This is a genomic window from Paraburkholderia sediminicola, from assembly GCF_902859805.1.
GTDB lineage: Bacteria > Pseudomonadota > Gammaproteobacteria > Burkholderiales > Burkholderiaceae > Paraburkholderia > Paraburkholderia sediminicola.
Genome location: NZ_CADIKC010000023.1, coordinates 57,303 through 73,760, shown reverse-complemented (window position 1 = coordinate 73,760; position 16,458 = coordinate 57,303). Strand labels below are relative to the sequence as shown.

General features: G+C 56.7%; 11 protein-coding genes and 1 pseudogene. 4 read left to right on the top strand and 8 right to left on the bottom strand.

Features of this window, described 5'->3' with window-relative positions; all coding sequences use genetic code 11:
* Positions 1–868: 868 nt before the first annotated feature.
* Together R8871_RS38005 and R8871_RS38000 are read left to right on the top strand one after the other, a co-directional pair.
* Positions 869–2,203: an MFS transporter gene (locus tag R8871_RS38005; protein WP_175055028.1), complete on the top strand. Its 1,335-nt coding sequence runs from the start codon at positions 869–871 to the stop codon at positions 2,201–2,203.
* A 491-nt stretch (positions 2,204–2,694) separates the two neighbouring features.
* Positions 2,695–3,822, top strand: coding sequence for a porin (locus R8871_RS38000; RefSeq protein WP_175055027.1), 1,128 nt, complete (start codon positions 2,695–2,697; stop codon positions 3,820–3,822).
* A gap of 258 nt (positions 3,823–4,080) precedes the next feature.
* Here the strand turns inward: R8871_RS38000 and R8871_RS37995 are convergent, their stop codons facing one another.
* The 6 genes from R8871_RS37995 to R8871_RS37970 form a co-directional block, all read right to left on the bottom strand.
* Positions 4,081–5,049: a PDR/VanB family oxidoreductase gene (locus tag R8871_RS37995; protein WP_175055026.1), complete on the bottom strand. Its 969-nt coding sequence runs from the start codon at positions 5,047–5,049 to the stop codon at positions 4,081–4,083.
* A 428-nt stretch (positions 5,050–5,477) separates the two neighbouring features.
* On the bottom strand, positions 5,478–6,587 hold the full coding sequence (locus tag R8871_RS37990; protein WP_175055025.1) for an aromatic ring-hydroxylating dioxygenase subunit alpha: 1,110 nt from the start codon (positions 6,585–6,587) through the stop codon (positions 5,478–5,480).
* A 459-nt stretch (positions 6,588–7,046) separates the two neighbouring features.
* A complete protein-coding gene (locus R8871_RS37985; RefSeq protein ID WP_175055024.1) occupies positions 7,047–7,928 on the bottom strand; it encodes a MaoC family dehydratase in 882 nt (293 codons plus the stop codon).
* Entirely contained in the window at positions 7,921–9,042 is a 1,122-nt protein-coding gene (locus R8871_RS37980; protein WP_175055023.1) for a thiolase family protein, read from the bottom strand. The genes R8871_RS37985 and R8871_RS37980 overlap by 8 nt, the downstream gene beginning before the upstream one ends.
* On the bottom strand, positions 9,035–9,328 hold the full coding sequence (locus tag R8871_RS37975; protein WP_175055022.1) for a hypothetical protein: 294 nt from the start codon (positions 9,326–9,328) through the stop codon (positions 9,035–9,037). Before R8871_RS37975 ends, R8871_RS37980 begins: the two co-directional genes overlap by 8 nt.
* Before the next feature lie 39 nt (positions 9,329–9,367).
* Positions 9,368–10,309: an SDR family NAD(P)-dependent oxidoreductase gene (locus R8871_RS37970; RefSeq protein WP_175055021.1), complete on the bottom strand. Its 942-nt coding sequence runs from the start codon at positions 10,307–10,309 to the stop codon at positions 9,368–9,370.
* A gap of 416 nt (positions 10,310–10,725) precedes the next feature.
* Between R8871_RS37970 and R8871_RS37965 the strand changes: the two genes are divergently transcribed.
* Positions 10,726–11,406 (top strand): TetR/AcrR family transcriptional regulator, encoded by a 681-nt coding sequence (locus R8871_RS37965; protein WP_246288069.1) that lies wholly within the window; start codon positions 10,726–10,728, stop codon positions 11,404–11,406.
* A gap of 271 nt (positions 11,407–11,677) precedes the next feature.
* Here R8871_RS37965 and R8871_RS37960 read toward each other — a convergent pair whose 3' ends face one another.
* Both R8871_RS37960 and R8871_RS37955 read right to left on the bottom strand, forming a co-directional pair.
* Positions 11,678–13,270, bottom strand: a complete 1,593-nt coding sequence (locus R8871_RS37960) for a class I adenylate-forming enzyme family protein (RefSeq protein WP_175055019.1) — start codon at positions 13,268–13,270, stop codon at positions 11,678–11,680.
* 751 nt (positions 13,271–14,021) lie between these two features.
* A pseudogene (locus R8871_RS37955) lies at positions 14,022–14,189 on the bottom strand (response regulator transcription factor); the annotation flags it as partial.
* Positions 14,190–15,278: 1,089 nt separating this feature from the next.
* On the opposite strand from R8871_RS37955, the gene R8871_RS37950 reads away from it, so the two are divergent.
* Positions 15,279–16,430 (top strand): IS110 family RNA-guided transposase, encoded by a 1,152-nt coding sequence (locus R8871_RS37950; protein WP_175055017.1) that lies wholly within the window; start codon positions 15,279–15,281, stop codon positions 16,428–16,430.
* Positions 16,431–16,458: the final 28 nt, after the last annotated feature.

The following is a 16,458-nucleotide window of genomic DNA, read 5'->3' as shown; positions in this document are numbered from 1 at the left end:
GGAACACCAGCGTCTTTGTTCGACTTCAACCGAAACGCGTGTTCATCTTCCAGCGAAAACCCTGTTCGACATCAACCGAAATCTCTGTTCGGCTTCGGCGAAATGCGCACTCAATGCATTCGGGGGGATGCGAAGGGTGGTAGGCGAATTATGGATTTTGATACGGGCATATGCGAATTGAAACTTTCGGTGCCGTATAAAAGGAAATAGAAGTGTCGATGGGATCCGCTTTGCCGCCTGGTCGCTCGGCAGGGGTAGTGACAATCTTATTGCGGCTCGATGCGAGCAAGCGCTGTAGCAGCAGACCGAGCAGGACCGATTCGCCAGCACAGACGTCCGTCAGGAACTCGCGGCGAAACATTTAAGGTATTGCCAAAGTGAGAAGCCGTGCTTCTCTAACTGTCGCTGGCTTGACGTCGGCTGTCGCAGTACGCTTTTCCAATGTTGCGAAATCTGAGTCCCAGCATGCTCCTTTTGAAGCACACATCTCCAGAGCTCTCTGGTCTCTCTCAACGCCAGTTTACAGCCGGAACTGTGAAATCTAACGAAGCTGCTGTCCTGCTCTCGGAGCATAACGCCACTAGGGGATACCCGGCATGCCGCTACGCTGCTGCCGCCGCGATCAGGCGCAAAGTAATCTGTCTCACGGAATGCGACGATGTTGCCGGTCACAAAGTGTTCGGGTGCGAAGACCTTTAGGCACTGAGCTGAGTTTAGAGCAGCGCGGTGATCAGGCCGGCCAAATGGTCTTAGAAAAAACGCGCAATTTCGGCCTCATTTTGGCTGAGTTACAGAGGAAAGGTGCCATCGGCGCCTAGAACTAGAAGAGCTATAACCGGCACAAACATCAAAAATGAGGAGACCTAATATGGGCAAGCAGCTAGCGCTGGAATCGGCCAGTGCATTCGAAATGGATGTGTTGTATAGAAAGATAACCCTACGGATCGTGCCTTTCCTGGTCATCTGTTATGTCGTGTCTTTCCTTGATCGCATAAACATCAGCTACGCGAAATTCCAAATACAGCAAGATCTCGGATTCGGCGACGCTGTCTACGGTCTAGCGGCGGGGATGTTCGCAGTAGGCTACGTACTCTTCGAGGTTCCTAGCAATATGTTCATGGCGCGGTACGGCGCCAGAAAAACATTTGTGCGCATTATGGTGGGATGGGGAATCGTTTCGATGGCAATGATGTTCGCCACGAAGTCTATACACTTTTATGCATTGAGGATTTTGCTTGGTGCTTTTGAAGCAGGATTTTATCCCGGTTTGATGCTGTATCTGACGTATTGGTTTCCCAGCAAGCGATATGCAAGCGCCGTTTCCTGGTTCACTGCTGCTTCTCCTGTCGCTGGAATGATCGGCGGCCCGTTATCAGGATGGATCCTGCGGGACATGACAGGTACCTATGGCCTCCATGGCTGGCAATGGCTTTTTTTTCTCGAGGCGCTTCCCGCAATCATTTTAGGCGCCGCAGCGTACTTCTATGTCTCGGACAAACCGAGCACTGCGGATTGGCTGAGCGTTGGGGAAAAATCGTCGCTAGCCGCAGATCTCTCTGCAGAAAATCAAATGCGCCGAAGCGATCGGTTCCATTCGTTCGGTGCCGCGTTGCGTCGTCCGCTTATCTGGATCTTCGCCGGAGTGTATTTCGCATTCTGTTGTGCCACCTACGGCTTGATATTGTGGCTGCCGAGCATTGTCTACGCGACCGGAGTAAGTTCAATTTTTGAGGTGGGACTCCTCAGCGCGATCCCAAACGTTGCGGGAATTTTCGGAATCTTGGTCATCAGTCGGCATTCGGACAAGACTACTGAAAGGCGGTGGCACTTCTTCATCTGCGCATTAATTGGTGTCGTTGCACTCTTGTTATTGCCTTTCACGACTCGAAGCGTGCCGCTGACGATAATCACTTTGAGCGTCGCCGTCATCGGTAGCTACTCACTGTATCCGATCTTTTGGGCTACGCCACCAGCTTTTCTGAGTGGACCGGCAACACCAGGTGGACTGGCGTTGATCAGCAGCGTGGGGCAACTCGCGGGGTTCATTAGCCCGTACGTAATGGGCCTGACGAAGGACCACACCGGAAGTTTTTCGACCGGCCTTGTGCTCATGGCGCTCGTTCTGCTTGTTGGCGCCCTAGCCATGGCTTTCTTTTTGCCTTGGCGGCGAGAAGGAGCCGTGCAATTCGAGAAGAGCAGCTAGGCGCTTGCCAACCCCCACCATCGCTGAAAGCGGGACGTCCGCCACATCGCGGTCGCATTCGAGATGATGCTTGCGCTGAGCGTCACAGAAGCGGGAGGCCCTGGTGACACGCCGACAGGTCCGCGAGTGCTCCTGTGGTCTCCGCTCGCAGACGAGGATGCTACGACGTCGTCCGATTGCTGACGAAGCGTTCGCTCGCTTCGGCGGCGGACACGCCGAGCGTGTGCTCTTCGAAGTGGTCGACCAAGAATCAATTATCGAATCGGGTATTACCAAATAGCATCGCCTGTCAACGCCAGTCTGTTGGTGGTCCGTGCCCCGGACGATACGACTTCAAGGGTAGCAAAGCCCAAAGGAGGCACAGCACTAGTTGTCGATGTGGGATATGGATATGCCGTGGTTGTCGCGCACCTAACGTTTTTGCGGCAGTTGAGATGGTGCACCGCGCGACTGCGGTCACCTTACTATAAGTAACGATATTGGGGACATTTATGAAACGGGTTGTCGTGTGGCTCATGGTTCTCGCCTTTGCTGGCGGCAAAGCGTATGCGCAGAGCAGTGTAACCTTTTACGGGCTAATTTCAGCAGGCGCGGCCTACTCAAACAATCAGCGAGGAGCAGGCGGACAAGGTCACTCGTTATGGCAATTCTACAGTGGCCCACAGCAGCCCCCGCGCTGGGGTATAAAGGGAACGGAGGGCCTCGGTGGAGGCTTGTCTGCAATTTTCACTTTGGAGAGCGGCTATTCGATAGGCACAGGCACGTTGTCTCAAGGCGGTCGATTGTTCGGGCGGCAGGCATTCGTTGGCCTCGCATCAACAGAGCTTGGAACGCTAACTTTAGGAAGGCAGTACGATGAGGCCGTGACTCTGTGCTGGTACGAGTCTGCGTGTCAATTCGCTGCTTTCGGCACTCATATCGGCGACAATGACAACGTCTTCGATACCTTTCGTATCAATAACGCAGTCAAGTATAGAAGCATTGACTACCACGGGCTTCAGTTCGAGGGTGCCTATAGCTTCTCGAATGAAGCCGGAGCATTCTCCGACAATAACGCGTACAGTGCCGCTGTCAGCTATCGTAGGCAGCAATTTTCGGCCGGGGTAGCGTTCCTGCAGGTCAACAAGCCGAACGATCCTAAGAACGCAAACGGGGCCGTGGTTAACGACTATGGCTTTTCTTCACCGTTCGTTACGAACCCTGCGAGCAAATCGGGAGTGAGCCATCAACGAATGTACGGTGCGGGAGGAGCGTACAAGTTCGATCCCACAAGCTTATCCCTCCTTTATACGAATGTGCGCTTCGACTATCTGGATGGTTCGCGATTGACTCTACAGAACCTTGAAGCGTCGCTGACTGATTTTGTAAGGCCCGACTTTTTGATAGGTGTCGCGTACATCTTCACCACGGGCCAGTACCGTCCGCAAAGCAGCAGCCCGAAATGGCATCAAGTGAACGCGGGCGTCGATTATTTTCTTGGCAAGCGTACTGACCTGTATCTGGTTGGCGTGTACCAACGTGCTGCGGCGGACGCTCCGTACGCGCAGATCTACTCGTTTTCGCCGTCGAGCACGAAGTCGCAGATTTCCGGCGTGGTCGGACTGCGGACTAAGTGGTAGGTCTCTCGAAGGCCAAAGCCTTTGAGCAAATGAATCAGATGACATTGGGTTTCTGTGGAAGCATGACGGGGTGATACTGTCACGTGAAACCGCAGACAGGTGCACGTCAGTCCGTGCCCGGCGTAACGGGCGGACGGGGCTAGGCCGCTATCACGACGAGGGTGGCCGGCGCCTTAACACTGGCGGCGCGCCACCATCGATACTATCTGCCTCGGCTCGATGCTCTCGCGCGCCATGGGATTGGATGAGGAGGGGGTATTACAGATCTAACACAAGCTGGCCAGACTTTGATCGTGAGCAACATGGCAGGAACACGTTATTCGCCGCCTGTTCGTTGGGGGTGAGGTACATGTCACGGTGGTCAGGCTCCCCCGAGATTACGCGTGTCAGACAGGTACCGCAAACTCCTTGCTCACACGAAGTCTGGACCTCGACACCCGCTGCCGCGAGCGCCTCCACTACGGTCTGGTCCTTGGCAACGCATACTACTTTGCCACTGCTGGCAAGCTTGACCTCGAAGGTACCGTCAGTTTCGAGCTTTACCGGCTCTGCGGAGAAAAATTCGTAGTGCAATCGCTCTTCGGGCCAACCCCGCGCACGAGCTGTGTCTAGCACCGCTTCCATGAAGCCCTTGGGCCCGCATACGTACAAATGGGTATCCGCGGACGCTGCCCGCAGTAGAGCGTTGATGTCTAGCTTCTGATCGGGATTTCCATCGTCGAAGTGAAATGTCACCCGCTGCGCGAACGAGGAAGCGGCAATGCGATGGCGAAATGCAGTGCGTGCGGGACTCCGCGTGCAGTAGTGCATCGTGAAGTCTGCGCCGATGACAGCCAGCCGCTCGGCCATGCAAAGGATAGGCGTGACGCCGATGCCACCTGCCAGCAGGAGGCTACGCGGAGCATTCGCGGCCAACGGGAAGTGGTTCTTGGGGGCACTAATAGTGAGCATGACGCCTTCACTGATCGTCTCGTGCATCGCGTGGGAGCCGCCGCGTGAGGCTGGATCCTTCAATACCCCGACTAGATAGCGATGATTTTCCGCTGGGTCGTTGCACAGCGAGTATTGCCGGACAGGTCCTCCTGGCAAATGCACGTCGATGTGTGAGCCAGCGGAAAATGCCGGCAGTGGCTCGCCTTGCGCGCCTACCAGTTCGAAGGTGCAGATATCCTGTGCTTCCGTCTGTTTGCGTGTCACCGTGACTTGGATGCTATCGGCAGCTTTCATGTGGAGTTGCCCCCTGTTGATGTCAAAATTGGATGCGTCCCGGTGTCGAACTGGCACTCGCCTTAGAGATCCCGCGAGCCTTGTGGCTTTGAGCTCAAGATTTCGACGTTACTGACGCGCTTTAGAAGGAAACTGCTGAATCAGCGTGCGGTTTCAGTGCGTTTCGGGGGCTGCAAGCCGTCAAGCTTTCGCTGTCTGGCTCAACTCAATCCCTGTGTAATGCAAAGCGAGCCGCTCTCGACGACCTACTTCCATCTTGGGTGGGCCGACGAAGTTTCTTCTGCGTCGGCACTTCCCAGGAGACCCCGTGGCGGGAATTTCTCCTTTTGGGAGCCTTTCATGCCATTGGTTCCGTGCGCATTGTTGCGCCGGGTTTGTGCGGGCCTCACCGTCTTCAGAATCCGAATCGAGATGACGCTGGAATATCGCTACTGATCCGTGCTCTCTGCACTGCGCTCTTCGGCTTCTAGCAACTGCGACAGATGGCGTCTTACGCGGATGGCTGCGATGTCGTTGACGCCGGACAGTTCGCGACGGACATCGGCATATTGTTCGGCGTAGCTCTCAAGATGAGCAAGTGCCATCTTGTCCTCTTCACGTGTCTTGCGTACAGAGGACTTCAGCCATTCGTCGAAGACGTGCGAGTCCAGCTGAATGTCGCGAACGAGTGCACTGAAGCCAAGGGTGCTGGTCCGTGATTCGGGCGTCACACCTTGATAGTGATACGACGTGCCGAGCAACTGTTGACGTTGGGTCCCTGGCTCATAGAACCGCATATAAGCTGCCAGGAATCCCGGCGTCAAAAATTCGACCCCGATTTCAACGTCGACAGGTTCTTGTCGATCAGGAAACGCATATCGCACATACAGCATCCCCGAATCCCGATCGGGTAGCAGACGTGTGACCTTGAATGCCGAATCATCTAAGAATTCCGGGGGGGCCTCACCGGAACCTGGCGCATCGATGGACCGCAAGTGCAGAAAACCAATGTGGCTGAGGTCCATGAGGTTGTCGATCATCAACGGCCAGCGAGCTGGAATGGCCGTCATCTCGTTAGGCACCATGGTCCAGTTTGGCTGGTCCGCACCTACTTGCTCAAGTGGCGGCATCAAAGCTGCGTCTGCTTTCGATGCTTCACCCATCCACAGCCACAGGAAGCCGCCCCGCTCTATGCAAGGATACAGGCGTTGCCTAAACGACTTAGGGCAGGTGGACTGTCCGGGGACGTGGGCGCACGAACCATCCACAGCATATCGATAGCCATGGTAAGGGCACTGAATTTCGTCCCCAATGAGTTTTCCCTCGGCTAGGGGAAAATTGCGATGGGCGCAGAGCCCCCACATTGCTTGTGGAGCGCCCGCTTCGGTGCGATAGAGGACAATTGGTTCATCCATAATTGTGCGCTGTAGAGGTTGCCGTGAGACCTCTCCAGAGAATGCCGCAATATACCAGGCATTGCGGATGTAGATTTGATTTGCTGTAAACGGATACATGGCTTTCTCCAGGCTGGCTGCTAATAGAGACGTGTTGAGCTTCATAAACGTAGCGAAGTGAGGAGGGCACCCCTCCTAGGACACCCAGTTCCGTCGCTAGCCCAATCCAACCTGGTTGCCCACGATGCCAGTCCTTCGAGCGATCGCAGCGTGGGTCTGGTTGTAGGGAACATTTTTGACTTCAGCTTAGCGTGGTGCCCTTCGCTGGGGTATCGACTTTTAGAAAATCCCGAGTTCTTGTTTGGGCAACGTTGATTGCCGCGTAGCCTTTGGACTTGCCGACTTCCTTCCCGATCGCTGGACCTACGTGTCAAGCGCTACGATGGTCGAGGATGATATGAACGTCCAACGTTGGGAATTGGGCGACCGGTACCGGACGTTGCTTCGCGGTCTTTTCATAACACCGGATGCTGTCACCGTGTTCCGCCCAGTCCCACAATTTTCGATGCCTTCGATGACCTGCAAACGTTGGTGAATTTTCGAAATGCGCATGCCGACGCTACGCTATTCGTTCCTCAACTCGGACTTGCCATTGTCAAGTACGACCTGATTTCTTGCCGGGACCCGGCAGCGGAACGACAATGTCTTGCCATCAATCCATACCCCGAGCTCAAGGGTGTCGCCCGGCAATACCGATCCAGTGAATCTGGCATCAAAGGATGCCATCTGAGCCGGGTCGCCTTCACAAACGGTCTTTACTAGTGTTGAGCACACCAAGCCGTACGTACACAGTCCGTGGAGAATGGGCCCTGGAAATCCTGCTTTGGCCGCCACTTTGGGGTCGACATGTAGCGGGTTCTTATCCTCATGGAGTCGGTACAGCAATGTTTGATCCGGACGCGTCGGTATCGCAATGGTCAGGTCTGGGTTCCGTTGAGGTATCGGATGCGGTGGAGGCAGGGAACCAGTGGGCCCGCCGATGTCACCATCGCCGCGCGCCAGAAGTACGGTAACAGTGGTGAAGACTGGTTCGCCTTCAGTGGTGCGGGCCCTGGACTCAAATAACACTACGGACCCCTTTTCCGGACCCTTGTCAATGACTTGCGCAATTCCCGCGTCGACGATGAGTGTTCCCGAAGCGGGAATTTCCCTATGCAGGGTTAGCCGTTGCTCGCCGTGCAATACACGCGAGAAGTCGAGACCTGACGCCAGAATCGGCGCTCGCATGAGAACGGTGGCGATGCTCGGAACGGTACGCATCCGGCGTCCCTCGTAAACGAAGGGGAGGTTCCGCTCATTAATGCCTTCGGCTGCGGCGCCGACACTGAGAGCATATAGGATCGCGTCTTCTTCGGCGTAGTGGACTTTCTGGCCGAGACGCTGCAAATCCATGAGTTGCTGGTAAGTAACAGCCACTTTCGAGACCTTTCTCTTTGATTTATTCACGCACCAGCATTTGGACCAGACATACAGATCCAGAGCCGAGCAAGTGACACATGCCTACTCGATCGCTACCGCGTAGACGCCTTACGGTCTCCCAGATTTGAGCTAACCCAGTCGGGCCACCGGGATGACCGCGGGCAAGCAGTCCACCGTCAGTCGAGAACTCGGGCAGGCCGAATCGCTGACGCGAGCCTGGACCAAAAGCGCCCTCTTCAACGAGAGACTCTGTTTGGCCCGGCTTGGAGAAGCCAAGCAATTCGTAATAGATGAATTCCTCGACGGCAAACGCGTCATGGACTTGAACGACGTCGACGTCGCGAGCCTCGAGCCCCGCCTGTCTGAGAGCCTTTGCGGCCGTTGTGCGCGAGAGCTCGGGAGGGCCAACGATGGCACCCTCGAGAATCAGCTCGCGCGAGTAGCTGTCACTGCCGAACGCACTGGATGCCAGCCGGATACGGGGGTGCAGCGAGGTCTCAGGCCAAGCATCATCTGAGCACAGTACGGCAGCGGCAGCGCCCTCACCCCAAGGGGTGCACATCATGGAAGTGAACGGGTCTGCGACGATCCGGCTGCCGAGCACGCGATCAATCGTGACCTCCGCGGCCGATTGACGTGCGGCGTATGGGTTGCTCCGCGCGTAGTTCCAGTTCTTGGCAGCGATTGCAGCAAGCTGTTCGCGAGTAGTACCTCGCTCGTACATGCGGCGCTTGGCCCAGAGCGCAAATGACACCACAGGTGGGAAGTTGCCTTCGCTCACGATGATGTCTTCGACAGATACGGCCTTTTGCGGTGAGTCCATGCCGATGACCAGCACGCGTCTGGCATCACCGCTGCGGATTGTTTGGCGGGCACTGTGCACGGCCGTCAGTCCGGTAGCCGACGCGTTTGTGACATGATCGACAGGAACGCCGGTTAGACCGAGATCCTTCGCAACGTAGATACCTCGCGGCGACAGAGGATGCGCTGCCCCCACGACTACTGCATCTATGTCGGCATACGTCAAGCTGGCGTCTTCCAACGCAGCTAGCGCGGCCTCACGTGCCAGCTTGATTCCAACGCCCGGTCCATGATTAGCAAACCGCGCCATTCCGACTCCGGCGATCAAAGCCTCATTCATGGGAAAACCTCGCTTGTCCTTGTTCGTTTACTGAACGTGCAACCGCGCGTTCGCCGATGCGGTCCGTACCAGGTTCAAGCAGGGCTTGGATCCGGGATCCACAGTCCAGATCGATGATGCCGTACTGATCACCGTTGAATGTTGTTGCGCTGTAGAGAACGCCTTCGGCTGGAACTGACACGCTGACTGTGGGGCGTAGCGATCCGTCCGCTGCTAGAGTACGCGGCGGAATGTACGTTTGACCCGTGACAGGGTCTCTGGAAGCTTGTAGCTGAATGATCGTCATTCTTTTGTCCATCGTCTGGAAAGGTCCGGAATGAGGATGTCAGAAGCCCAAGACTTCTGCGATGGGTGAAAAGGCTTTGTCTTGTCCTTCAAAAAGGGCTGCGCCGGCTTTCTCTAGATCTTCAAAGGTCCAACGCCGCCCGTCGTTGCGTACGGTGCTTCCGATTTGCCAGGAGTTGTAGCGCCTTACCACGTCGCCTACCACGCCGAAAATGGAACCTGAGGGTGCGGAGCATTTGCTGGCACCGAGCCAAACGACGAAGGGGGCCACGTTGTCCGGATCGAAAAAGTCAAATCCGTTGGGTAGCCTTTGAGTCACGATTTCTTCCGCACCCGGTGTGTTCAAGGTCAGGCGGGTACGTGCGCTCGGTGCGACGGCATAACTTCTGACGCCGAAGCGCTGATTCATTTCCAGATGGACGATGTGCGCGAGTGTGGCAATTCCCGACTTCGCGGAGGCGTAATTTGCTTGGCCAGGTTGGCCGTGCAGGCCAGCGATGCTCGTGGTCTGAATCAGGGCTGCGTCAACCGGGCCAGACTGTTTCGCCTTTTCTTTCCAGTATGCGGTTGCATGACGAGTCGTACAGAAGTGACCGCGCATGTGCACCTTCACAACGTCATCCCATTCCTCGGGAGTCATGTTCGTGATGAAGCGGTCACGCAGGATCCCGGCATTATTGATCAACGCATCCAGGCTGCCGAAGCGCTCGACGGCAGTCTCCACCAGGGCACCGGCACCGTCGAAGTCGGTGATGTCGTGGTGGTCGGCGACAGCAATCCCGCCGGCTTCTGTGATCTCGCGGACGACCTCATCTGCCGGTGAGTCTCCAGTCGACTCACCATGAAGCGACTTGCCAATGTCGTTGACTACGACTTTCGCCCCGTGCTGCGCCGCAAATTTTGCGTAGGACGCGCCCAATCCCCGGCCAGCACCGGTGATCACAAACACACGACCATCAAGGGCCTTCTCACTGATCGACATTCTGCCTCCGAATGAATATGAATTCGATTTCAATTGTAGGCAGCGGCGGTCGGTTGGTCAAGGCTTACGCGGGTATAACCCGATGACGTACAGCAAGGCGGTGCTTCACGACCTTCGTTGCGGCGCCGTTATGTACCGCTCCGGAGCAAGTCAGCTTAGTTCTTCACAGAGCAATCGTCTGCAGACGGCTACTGTCTCCGCGGCGTTCACAGAGCAGCGGCCGGGGCGCCACTGCTTATCCTGTGCGGAAACGGCGTCGCACCGGGTTCCACGCGTGTGCTCTTCGACAAAGAAGCTGTCAGTGGCGCTATCTGTGAAGAAATCAATACGCCTGCATCAGCTTGTCGCGAAGGAGTTCGCCGAGCGGGACCCTCATGCTAAGATCAAAACCTTCCTAGGAGATTTTGGTGAAGAGCATGGAATCCCAACCGCCGTCAATTGCTCAGGGTCGTAAAGCGGAGGCGACACGTTCGGCGTTGCTGACCGCTGCGCGTGTGGTGATAGCCCGCGACGGCTACACGAATTCTAAAATCGGCGATATCGCTAGGGAAGCAGGGAAGTCTGTTGGGGTCTTCTACAGCTATTTCAAAGACAAGACCGAACTTTTTTCTGCGCTGGTAGATGCGTTCCAGGATGATTTGAAACGCCTGACGCCTGCTCCCCAGGATTATGAGGAGAATACCGCGCCTGCTATAAAAGCCGCTGTGGCGGCATTTTGGGCGACTTATAGGCAGTTCCATCCGGAGATGCTTGGACTGCTCGAGACGGCCTTCGCCGACGATCGTCTGCTCAAAGTTTGGCAGTCGATTCGTAAACGCGGCATTCGACGGTTTGCCTTTAGGATCAGAAAGCAACAGGAGAAGGGCAAGTGCTCGAGCCTCGACCCGGAACTCTCCGCCTCAGCGCTCATGGGAATGCTGGAGTTCACTTGCTTCAACTGGCACTCGCGAAGGCTCGATTACCCGGATGCTGAGCCGAACGATACCAAGGCAGTTGAGGCGCTTTATCAAATGATCGCGCATGTGCTTGAACTGGAACCCGATAGGGTGGCAGTACGCTCCAATAGAAGCTCTGCGAAGGCCAAGCGAGCGAGGTAGAGACGCAGGGGTGTCTCCCGGATTTCTCGGACGCGTTTGCTCAAACTGAACCGGGCTCACGAAGTTCTGAGTCGAATGCCTCGTTGTTGATTGTAGAAGCGCTCAAGACGAGACTCGTAGCAACCGACATATAACTCCCGTGCTTGAACTCGGTTGGATTTTATTCGTTGTGCTAATTGTCGTTTCTCCGAGCCACATCACATCATGTGATGTGGTCCGGAAACTCGGCAGAAGGCCATGGATTGCTTATTGCCTTCGGCTTACCGTTTTGCTATTGCTTGTTTTGTTCTTTCCACTCACTGAGTAGATCGACTTTGCGAACTTTTCCAACACCGCTAAGGGGAAGGGGGGTGTCCCGAATCGCAATACTGCGGGGGCACTTGTAATGCGCAATTCGGTCTCGGCAATGGGTTATCAGTTCGGCGGCAGTGACAGAATAGCCCGGCTTGAGCACCACTGCGGCATGTACTGCCTCCCCCCACTTCGGATCCGGCACACCGAAAACTGCGGCTGATCCGACCGCTTCGTGGTACATCAACGCACTTTCGACCTCGCCTGCGAATACGTTTTCGCCCCCGGTAATGATCATGTCCTTGAGGCGGCCGACAATGGTGAGAAAGCCATCGTCATCAAGAACTCCTAGGTCGCCCGTGCGAAGCCAGCCGTTCTGAATGGTACTGCGGGTAAGTTCCGGCTCTTCCCAATAGGACGACATGATGCCCGGGCCGCAAATTTGCACTTCGCCGGCCTCTCCATTCGGCAATGCAAGCCCGTTATCGTCGGCAACCCGTACTAAGAATGCGGCAAGCGGACGTCCAGCCGAGCCTAACTTGCCAGCGCAAGATCCTTCAAGAGTGTGATAGCTTGCCGGCAGCACCGTGCAGGCTCCTACTTCGGTCTGCCCGTAAATTTGGACCAGTCCGACACCTGGAGCGTCGTGAAGGAGGCGTAGCAGTAAGGGCTCCGCTATCGGGGAAGCTCCGTAGAGGATTGTCTTCAACCGGCGAAGAGCGCCAGTGCGTGTTTTCGCGACGTCGAGCAGGCCAGCGATCATTGTTGGTACCAAGTTGACCACGTTCACGCCTTCGTGCTCAATCTTGTCAAGTACCGCGGCCGGCGACGACTCAGGCAGGAACTTGTGCCGGCCGTTTACCGCAGTGGCACATATGGCTGCTACGAAACCGGCAAGATGAAACAAGGGGACGGTGTGTAAGTACACCGTGTTTTCATCCAGCCGCAAGTCTTTTGCAATGAGCGCTTGCATCAGCAAGGCGACGTGAGAGTGCTCAACGCCTTTGGGGCGCCCGGTCGTTCCCCCGGTACAGAAAATTGCTGCCGGCGAATAAGGTGCGCACGGAATGAAGGGCAGCTCATTTTCGGAATTGAGATCGTCACGCTCTTCGCCCCATCCGCTGATCGGGATCAGACGAGACGCGCTCAAACCCTCAATGGCACGCGCAAGCTGCTCGCCACGCTCGCTGTTTCGCTCGTCGTAGTACAGGTGCCGACATTGGCAGTGTTCCAAAATAGCCTTTAATTCCTCCAAGCTTAGGCGCGTGTTCAGTGGGACCATCACCATTCCCGCCCAAGGCACGGCAAATAGCGCCTCAAGGTATTCTGGCACGTTGGCAGAGAGGATCGCGATTCTATCTCCCCGTTCCCCGAATATGGACATCTGGCTGGCGCGTCTGGCCACGCGGCTCCGGAAGTCTTCCCATGTAACGTCTTTGCCTTCGTGTTGAAGCGCAATACGCCGAGGTACGGCTTGGCTTGCTCTTGAGAGTAATTGGTGCAACGACATCACGGTCTCCGCTCGGCAATTGAAATTGACATCATATTCATTTTTGACGGATTCTTTACACATGTCAACGCCCTTGCGTGGTTTCTGGGGCTTTGACGATGCAACCGAGGGTTTCCACGTACGCGTAGAGTGTCTTTGAATTCCTTCGTTGTGTGCCAAAAAAGGGCGGGCACGGACTGGCCGATGCTGGAACAACGCGGAGGGACCGCGCTCGAGGTCGGCTTGCGTTGAGGGCGGTGGCCGAACTCTGTCCAAGGGCTTTGCTGCTGGGAGAGCATGCTTTCAATTAGCAAGTACGCGATGCGTTCGCGGCAGCATGAGCAAGTACATATCGCTTGCTTGCCAAGCTTCATCACCTATGAACCAAAACAACAGGGCTTACCGTGCGCGAACATCGTGAGCGCGTCACCGCCGCGTCAAATAAGGGACTGAAGGATAGGGGCTCCAACATTCCTAACTTTTGCGATGCCCGCGAAGCCTCGCGAACGGCAGGTGGGAGGCACGTCCGGCCGGCTACTGCTCGGTGGGACATCCACAGCAACCAGCGTTCCTCCGGTTGTATGGCTATGAAGTGGGACCGGGCAGACGGACGGACAATGCCTTTCCCTGCGAGTTTCTACACTCACACCACGGTGAGCCAACCTTGAAATGCTGCGCCCGCGCTTCCGGGTTCGCGAGGCGCGGACGGCGTCGGCACGCGGACGTCGGATATCCGCACGATAGTGCGAATGCCCGATTTTCCTATGAGGCGGGGTATGTGTCACTGGGTCTGTGCTTGCAACCTCACCCCTCTACCGCACCCGTGCATCGCGCGTCATTCGTGAGTAAGTCCGTGCCGGATCGCGTAGCGGACTACTGAAGCGTTGTTTGGCAGCCCGAGCTTCTGCATCAGTCGCATCTTGTGGGTACTGACTGTTTTGGCGCTGAGGGCGCAGTCGTCGGCGATCTGGTTGATGCTCTTACCCGCGGCCAGCATCAGCAGGGATGCGGCCTAATAGTCCGCTCAGGCGGCGCACATCCGGTAATGCTTTCGGCTCAGAAACGGTTGTGGCAAGCTTCCGCTTCGGCGCGGTACCGCCATGCGTAGATCTGTGGCTGACGAATTTGTACCTTGAGAAACGCCGTGGCAGGCACTCTTCGTTTCGATCGCGGTGATCGGTGTCGTCCTGGGTAGGTGGGATTCAAGAGTTTATCTATGTAACTCGTCGAAAAGGAGCTCTTGGAATCTATCAACAGACTCCATTTCATCAGCACGTGGATTCTCGCTTATCCGAAGCATTTGCTCGCGCAAGCGCACCTCTATTTTCTCGGAAGTGCGTTACTCCTCTGGTCGTGGATCGCTTAAAGCACCAGGTGCAGCGTGAACAACCCCAGGCCAAGACCAGTCAACGTGCGGCCAGTTGGCGAGCACGCGTGCGACGTATGAAGTCAGTATTCCTATGAAATGAGCGTTGGAGAGATGTCTGCCACGTTCAACGACGATACCTGCACGATCAGTGGGGTGCCAACGTTTGGCACCCAGCTTCACCGCAAGCGCGGGGGACCAGCTCGGCGAGCCGAGCTGCGGCGAAGCCGGCCCTCATGAGCCGGCCCGGTATCGCTAGCTGCGGGCGCGATGCAACTCACACGTGGCTTCATGACGCAGCTCACACGGAAAGAGCTACCTTTTTGCCGAACTGCCCGCTCAATCGCGCGGCAATCAGCGACAGCGTCCGGCGCCCGAATGCGAACTTCAACTGCAACGGGAGCGTGATCCCATTCCAGTTTCCGGCCCCCCGAGGTGCACTTCGATTTCATACCGGTATTGCCTCGAGGGTATGAGAACACTTTCGAAAAGATTAGTAATAGCAGGGTTCCTCCTAGTGCCGCGGCCCGCCCTTGGGCGTCCAAGATGCTTTCCGCCCCGCATTTATTGATCAAAGAGTGTTGATCGGTGGCTGCTCGGAATCGATCGTGAACGGCATCGGCGGTTTTTGAACGGATTCCCTAGATACTATGGAAGGGCCACGGAAGTAAGCCTCCTGGAGTAAAACGAGGATTCCAACACCCGTTTTCCAAGAGGAGTACGCAAATGAATGCGCCTCGCACGGCCCTTCACGGGCAGGATACAAGCATCACCGGATCCCTGTATGTCGCCTTCGAACTCGGTGACAGGAGCTGGAAGCTCTCGCTGGGCGACGGGGTGCGTGCGCCGAGCCGCTGCACGGTGGCCGCCGGCGATACGGCGGCAGTCTTTACGGCGATTTCAAAGGCCAAAGCGCGCTGTCATCTGGCCACCGATGCGCCGGTGCGCAGCTGTTATGAAGCCGGGCGTGACGGCTTCTGGCTGCACCGCTGCCTGGAAGCACATCAGATCACGAACCTGGTGGTCGACTCAGCCAGCATCGAAGTGAACCGGCGCAGACGTCGCGCCAAGACTGACCGGCTTGACAGCGACAAGCTGCTGTCGATGCTGATGCGCTACTACGGTGGTGAACGCCGGGTGTGGGCAATTGCGCGGATTCCCACGCCCGAACAGGAAGATGAGCGGCGGGTACACCGGGAACTCGGTCGCCTGCGGCAGGAGCGCACTGCCCATAGCAACCGCATCCGCTCGCTGCTGGTACTTCACAACCTGCGACCCGAGCGAATCGGTGGCCGCGCGTGGGCGCACTGGTGGGCGCAGCACACCATGCAGCTGTTGCCAGCCCTGCGCGCCGAGATCGAACGCGAATTCGAACGGCTGTTGCTCGCTGCCAGGCAGATCAGGACGCTCGAGTCACAGCAGCAGCATGAGGTTTGCAGCGGTGCACAACCCGCGATCGCGCTGCTCGCGCGCCTTGCAGGTATCGGAACAGGCAGCGCCTGGACCCTCGTCAGGGAACTGTTCGGTTGGCGGCAGTTTCACAACCGCCGCGAAATAGCCGGCTGCCTGGGCCTGGCCCCGACGCCCTACGCCAGCGGTACCAGTGAAGTTGAGCAGGGCATCAGCAAGATCGGCAACAAGCGAGCCCGATGGCTGATGGTGGAACTGGCATGGAGCTGGCTGCGCTTCCAGCCCACCAGCCAGCTAAGCCACTGGTTCAATGAGCGCTTTGGAGACGGCGGCAAGCGTGTGCGACGCATCGGCATTGTGGCGCTTGCGAGGCGTCTGGCGGTCGCGCTATGGCGCTATCTGGAATTCGGCGAGATTCCCCTCGGGGCAACCCTCAAGTCACCCGCCATGAAGGTGCTGGTGACCTGAGCAGCCAACATCGAGCGGCAACAGCGTT

Coding starts and splice junctions, on each gene's coding strand:
- R8871_RS37975 (WP_175055022.1), bottom strand. CDS start 9,328: ATGACGATCATTCAGCTACAAGCTTCCAGAGACCCTGTCACGGGTCAA.
- R8871_RS37990 (WP_175055025.1), bottom strand. CDS start 6,587: ATGAAGCTCAACACGTCTCTATTAGCAGCCAGCCTGGAGAAAGCCATG.
- R8871_RS37995 (WP_175055026.1), bottom strand. CDS start 5,049: ATGAAAGCTGCCGATAGCATCCAAGTCACGGTGACACGCAAACAGACG.
- R8871_RS37980 (WP_175055023.1), bottom strand. CDS start 9,042: ATGAATGAGGCTTTGATCGCCGGAGTCGGAATGGCGCGGTTTGCTAAT.
- R8871_RS37950 (WP_175055017.1), top strand. CDS start 15,279: ATGAATGCGCCTCGCACGGCCCTTCACGGGCAGGATACAAGCATCACC.
- R8871_RS38005 (WP_175055028.1), top strand. CDS start 869: ATGGGCAAGCAGCTAGCGCTGGAATCGGCCAGTGCATTCGAAATGGAT.
- R8871_RS37970 (WP_175055021.1), bottom strand. CDS start 10,309: ATGTCGATCAGTGAGAAGGCCCTTGATGGTCGTGTGTTTGTGATCACC.
- R8871_RS37965 (WP_246288069.1), top strand. CDS start 10,726: ATGGAATCCCAACCGCCGTCAATTGCTCAGGGTCGTAAAGCGGAGGCG.
- R8871_RS37960 (WP_175055019.1), bottom strand. CDS start 13,270: ATGTGTAAAGAATCCGTCAAAAATGAATATGATGTCAATTTCAATTGC.
- R8871_RS38000 (WP_175055027.1), top strand. CDS start 2,695: ATGAAACGGGTTGTCGTGTGGCTCATGGTTCTCGCCTTTGCTGGCGGC.